Source organism: Robinsoniella sp., from assembly GCF_034124845.1.
The window spans coordinates 1-4,215 of the sequence record NZ_JAWYAJ010000212.1 but is presented as its reverse complement, the minus strand read 5'-3'; the positions used below and the strand labels follow the sequence as shown (position 1 = coordinate 4,215).

3 protein-coding genes are annotated in these 4,215 nt (G+C 45.5%); 1 reads left to right on the top strand and 2 read right to left on the bottom strand.

The window, feature by feature from the left end; translation table 11 throughout:
• On the top strand, positions 1–990 hold a 990-nt coding region (locus ACH2DQ_RS10115; protein ID WP_395026635.1), incomplete at its 5' end, for a P-loop domain-containing protein.
• A 41-nt stretch (positions 991–1,031) separates the two neighbouring features.
• On the opposite strand, the gene ACH2DQ_RS10110 is transcribed toward ACH2DQ_RS10115, so the two are convergent.
• Both ACH2DQ_RS10110 and ACH2DQ_RS10105 read right to left on the bottom strand, forming a co-directional pair.
• Positions 1,032–2,018, bottom strand: a complete 987-nt coding sequence (locus ACH2DQ_RS10110; RefSeq protein ID WP_394915862.1) for a Gfo/Idh/MocA family protein — start codon at positions 2,016–2,018, stop codon at positions 1,032–1,034.
• 37 nt (positions 2,019–2,055) lie between these two features.
• Entirely contained in the window at positions 2,056–4,158 is a 2,103-nt protein-coding gene (locus ACH2DQ_RS10105; RefSeq protein ID WP_395026633.1) for a peptidase M16, read from the bottom strand.
• Positions 4,159–4,215 lie beyond the last annotated feature (57 nt).

Below are 4,215 nucleotides of genomic sequence, written 5' to 3'. Positions count from 1 at the left end.
CGCGGAAGAATCAGCGGAATGGGTATCCAAAAGGGTATCACTTTGATTGTGGGCGGAGGTTACCATGGTAAATCCACTCTTTTAAAAGCCCTGGAGCTTGGGGTATACAACCACATTTCCGGTGACGGACGTGAATATGTCATAACGGAAGATAACGCACTAAAGATACGTGCCGAAGACGGTAGAAGCATTAAAAGTACCGACATCTCCATGTTTGTCAACAATCTCCCAAATAAAAAAGACACCGTGGCATTCTGTACGGAAGATGCCAGCGGAAGTACCTCTCAGGCTGCAAATGTCATCGAGGGAATGGAAAGCGGCACCTCTCTCTTCTTGATTGACGAAGATACCTGTGCAACGAATTTTATGATTCGGGATGAACTGATGCAGCGTGTAGTAAACCGGGATCAGGAACCGATTACCCCTTTTATCGAAAGAGCCCGTTACCTGTTTGAAGAAAAAGGAATCTCTTCTATCATTGTTGCCGGCAGCTCGGGATCTTATTTTCATATTGCTGATTGTATTCTGCAGATGGACCGGTACGAACCCAGGGAAATCACGGCATTTGCCAAAAAAGAAGCCCAGGCATTCCCAGCTGTGGCCAAACCTGCATCCGTACCTCCCATGCCATCCTTTAAGCGTGCCGCCAGTCCCAATCCCGATGTCAAAAACAACAGCCGGCTTAAAATGAAGACCATGGGAAAAGATTCTTTGCTGATTAACCATGAAACAATCGACCTGCGCTATGTAGAGCAGCTTGTTGATTCTGAACAGACAGCCGCACTTGGATACATTTTGACATATGCTGAAAACAACCTGCTGAATGGCAGAAATGACCTGCGCAGTATTGTAACCACCATACGCCGTCTGGTAGAACGCAAAGGACTCTCCGCTCTTGTATCCGGCAGCTATCTGCCCGTGAATCTGGCTATGCCAAGGGATCAGGAAATCTTCGCCTGTTTCAACCGTTACCGTTCCTTCCATATATAATGGAAAGACGGCGATGGCTTTTTGCAGCCATCGCCGTCTCTCTAATTCAAATCTGCCGGAAATGTAATTCCAAGCTGCCTGCGCGCTTCATCGATGATCCACATGGTATGAAGGCTCGCCTCATGGTATTTATGAATTCCCTTTTCTTCTTTATCATTAATGAAGTCCATAAACCGATTTAATTCATACTGCATATCATCCTCTAGGTCTCCTGCAAATAAATATTCTTCTTCCCCTGAATAATAACGGATTTTTACTTCTTCGGGAATATTAATGTGGGGTATAATCATACACCCCTTTTCTCCCTGGATTTCACTGACCTGATAGCTGTTGGTGATCTTAGAATATACAAGTTCTGCAATAAAATCCCCGTAATCTGCAAGTACTGTACCTGCCCCGTCAATGCTTCCCTCCAGCTGCACACCGGCTGCTTTGATATCCCTGGGTTTTCCAAATAAATAAGATGCAGCATAAATGCAGTAGGTTCCGATATCCATTATCGCCCCGTTAGAAAGCTCCGGTCTGAATGCATTTTCTACAATGCCCTCTTTGAATTTGTCGTATCTGGAGGAATACTGGCAATAGGTAAAATGTGCTCTGCGCACAGTGCCAATCTTCTTCAGTCCCTCTTCTACCGCTGTCATTCCAGGTGTATAGACCGGACGCATGGCTTCCAATAAGACCCTGTTATTTTTATCAGCTGCCTCCATCATTTCCTTTAATTCAGCCTTGTTAGAAGCAATCGGTTTTTCGCATAATACATGTTTTCCTGCATTTAACATCTGAACAGACTGAGCTGCATGTAAAAAGGTAGGGCTTGCGATATATACCGCATCCACATTTGCATCTGCCGCCAGTTCCTCAAGCGATGTGTAAGTCTTTGGTGCTCCATACCGGGCTGCATATTCTTTTGCTCTGCTGTCCGTTCTGGAATATACCCCATACAGCCGAAAACCTTCGCAATGTTCTGCTGCTTTTAATAGCCGGTCTGTTATAAAATTTGTTCCGATAACTGCAAAATTTATCATTTGCTTTCTCCTCCATATCCCTGACATTTCTAATTCTTCATTCTTTATAATCAATAATTTCATCAAATACATTTTTGGCTGCCCTGATATTTGCCTCATTTCCCACTGTTACCACTGCACCTCTTTTCAGTGCATCCCCTATGCATCTTGCTGCCCCATCCCGGTCCTGAAGCGATGCATTTTTAATATCTTCCAGCATACGGTTCACTGCCGCCGTATCCGCTCCGCTTATGGCAAGCCGCATATCCCACATCCTTCTGTCAAGAATTCCCATAGGCTTTGTCAAAAGTCCATAGGCATTTAAAATATACCCCTGCAGCTCTTCTTCCGTAATCTCCATCTTTTTTAGAAAATTTTCCGTACCTGCAAAAATATCCAGGGTAGATTGTACATTGGGGTCTCCGTAGCTGTAAAGACAAAATGTTCCGTCAGAGGGGTCACCGATCGTGACACCAGCACTGTAGGCATCGGACCGGAAGCGGATCTGCGGTATAATATACTTATCTTTAACCGCCATTAAATACGGCAGATATCTGCCTTTAAAATTTACATCACCTCTGAAATCTCCCACTGCAGCGCTGTATTGGCTGGAGGACTCCACACAGATTCCGGTCTTAGGCTTCCCCTTCCTCATACCGCCATAATCCGGCAATCCACTTTTCCTTGACGGCAGCCGGCTGAGCTTGTCAACTGCCGTTTTTTCCATAACCGGCAACTCTTTGGAAGCAGCAGCCATTGCTACTATAATGCCCTCTTTATGCATCACTGCCTTCTTTATCTCTTCTAATTTAACAACTGCTGTCTTAAGAAAGTTCTTCTCCAGCTTCAGGTTCTTTTGAAACTTTCTCAGGAACCGGTACAATTCCTGACCGTTTACCGCATTATAAAACCGGGCACTGTTTCTGACAAACCCAAGTGCCAGATCTTCCGCCAGGGACATAGGATCATCCGTTCTGGATAAATCATAATCCGGCAGGGACTTATTTAATATTCGAATCATTTCTTCCCTGTGATAAAACTGTATGTTCCCCATAACTTCCAGCAGAAAATCCAGTGCTGTCCCAAAGTCCTGGGTTAATCCATACCAGCTCACCACCAGCATGGGCCTGCTGTTCTCCCCGGCTTCCGCTCCGGGATAAAGCTCATGAATCGTCAAATCATATAAATACTCTTCCGCAATATTTTTCTGCTGGTCTGCCGTGTACTTTTCGGTATCCATTTCGGTAAGCAGCAGTTCGTAAAGTGCCAGATAGAAGAAATCTTCTTCCGGCAGAGAACTGATGTCAAAATAAATCCGGAAACTGCCCGCCGTCTGGTCATCCGGCGCCCCGCTGGTATAGCTTACCATATCCCCAAACCGTTTCTTCTTATATAACGTCGTCTTATCCAAATCAGGCAGCTCATCCGGATGAATCATAAAGCCGCTGTTGCACAGCTCCTCTTCATTCCATTTTCGAAAGGATTGCGTATCTTCTATGAGTTCCAATAACTGCCTTTTTGTCATAGAGGCTTTCATCTGTTTCAGGAAATCGTCCCGTTTCTGCTCAATCTCTTCTGCCAGTCCCGGTCTGGGGACGGTCACCACAAGGGCACTGCGTTTTGGCGTCAAAGCATCCTTTACCAGCTTTTTTAATATTTGCTGTTGCGGATCCCCGGAAATTCTGCGAAAGCAGGTCTGATATCTGCTGTGATAGTCAATTCTGCCGGTCCGGGTCCAATAGGTAGCGATTTCCTCTGAGACGTCAACTGCCACAGCAGTCGCTTCCCGCATCAGTGATTCGGCAAGCTCTCTGCTCTTGATGCAGGCCCGGTATATTTCCGGTCCAATTCCATTTTCAGACATATCTTCCAATGCCCTGAGCACCCCATGGTGAAACGTCTCTTTTTGCTCAGTATCTGCGTCCAGCAGGCGAAATACCAGATAGGGGATTGCGGTATCCACATTTACAAAGGCCGTCATGGCGTTATAAATGCCCGCCTTTTTTGCATAATCGTACCAAACAGAACTTTCGTTATTCATCATATCGGTAATGAATCCCCAATAGATCAGATCATCCCAGGAAAACCCGGACAAATCCACGGAATAGTCCACAACAGCCGCATGCTCTGTATTATCATCTTCATATGCCGGACTCTCCACGATCTCCTCACAAATCCTGGATTTACCTGCTCATTGGTATATCTGCTTAAATCTATC